This window comes from Rubritalea sp., assembly GCF_039830215.1.
In the GTDB taxonomy this organism is placed as follows: domain Bacteria; phylum Verrucomicrobiota; class Verrucomicrobiia; order Verrucomicrobiales; family Akkermansiaceae; genus Rubritalea.
On sequence record NZ_JBDOPO010000080.1, the window covers coordinates 1 to 1,708 of the forward strand.

The following is a 1,708-nucleotide window of genomic DNA, read 5'->3' on the forward strand; positions in this document are numbered from 1 at the left end:
TGGCTTCAGCGACGCCATCGCTAACGTGTACCCTATGACTCAAGTACAGCGTTGTATTGTTCACGCTGTGCGCAACTCATTGAAGTTCGTTGGCTGGAAAGAACGCAAGCAGATCGCCGCCGAGCTGCCACTCGAAACATTCCGCAAAAAATGGGACAGCAAGCACCCCATTATTGGCGAGCAATGGAGCCGAGACTGGGAGCAACTCAGCGTGCTCTTCGCTTATCCAGCCGACATCCGTAGAGCCATTTACACGACCAATGCCATTGAAAGCCTCAACCACAGTCTGCGCAAGGTTCTCAAGAACAAGAAAGCCTTCCCTTCCGAAGACGCGTTGATGAAAGTGCTCTACCTCTCGATCGAGCGTGCTAGCAAGAAGTGGACGATGCCCATTCAAAACTGGGGTCCAGCGCTTGCTCGGTTCGCCATGGAGTTTGGTGACAGAGTCCCGAACCTGCGCAATATCAACCTCTAACACACGGACTGGAAATGCGGGCTCCGCTCAAGATCAAAATCAGCATAACTCCACATTGGGAAACCCAATGCTTCGGCCTTCCTATCGTCAGGCACTTATATGATTTTAATCTGAATCTGCGCTCCTCATCCAGTAGAAGGAAATTATCGGTCATGGCTTTGAAGAAGCAATGACCTAACTAACAGACCAAAAACACAATTTTTCTGTCAGAGCCCCTAAAACGTTGCCCCATTAATATCGAAGAGGTTGTTGTGTTCAATCTCCGTGACGCTCCGTGATGTCAAATTTTCACTGCTAGGAATTTGCTCTAGTTTGGCTTTCCGCCCTCTCGAAAACAGCTCCGTTGCTCTTATAAAGAATCAGAACTCCTCTATTGACCCAGTATAACTGTGAAGATGGTGTAAGTGGTAATAGTTGAGCTTCGAGTGTTAGTCTACTCGTTCAGGTCTAGACGTAAAAAATGGCAGTCCCCTGAAGAACTGCCATTGATTTGAAATTTCTTAACGATTCTTCTTTAAGAGTTCGATGACTTTTTCGGGGTTTGCGACTTCTAGTGTGAGATCGAGGTTTAGGCGGTGGTAGGTGGAGTGATCGTAGACGGAGATCGTCAGGGAGGCTTCGTTTATCCAGTTATCTATAGTTCCTGTGTAGCCAATTTTATGGAGTTTTTTGATCTCGTATGAGTTAGGAGATAGGTTGTGTAAAATGTCGTATTCATAGTCAGAGGACGAACCAAAAAGACCATTTGATCCACGACCGCTGGAGCTTCTATTCTGGGGGATGTTAGCTGAAGGGTGAGTGACCGTGTACTTAGGTTTAAGCTTTAGTGTCGAGTCAACTTGAGAAGCTAAAAGAAGACTGCTGTTGCGTGTGCTAAGCTTTACCACTAGTTCATCAAAACGATCGATCTGACTTTCTAGTTTCATTCCCTGTTGTGAATATTGCTTAGCCTGACTTAAAGGGCTTGGCTCAAGCTCTCGGAAGTGATCAGCTCGAACGAGTAGAGAGCCTTTGATGTGGATCTTCTTTTTCGGAAGAGCTTGATAGATATTGTCATTTTGAATACCTGATAAGCCACTGGACCCATCAATTTTTGGGATTCTGTCGCAGATACTTAATTGGATCTGGATGTGATTCTTCTTGTCATCTCTTACGATGAACTGCTTGATTTTGAGGTAGGATATTAGTTCCTTGTCGACTCCCTCTAAAATAATATTCTCAGAACAAAACTTA

At 45.3% G+C, this 1,708-nt stretch carries 2 protein-coding genes; one reads left to right on the forward strand and one right to left on the reverse strand.

Annotated elements, in window-relative coordinates; genetic code table 11:
* On the forward strand, positions 1–475 hold a 475-nt coding region (locus ABGY95_RS02500; protein ID WP_347440107.1), incomplete at its 5' end, for a transposase.
* Positions 476–975: 500 nt separating this feature from the next.
* On the opposite strand, the gene ABGY95_RS02505 is transcribed toward ABGY95_RS02500, so the two are convergent.
* Positions 976–1,708 (reverse strand): hypothetical protein (locus ABGY95_RS02505; protein ID WP_347440108.1); only part of this gene is annotated, 733 nt, incomplete at its 5' end.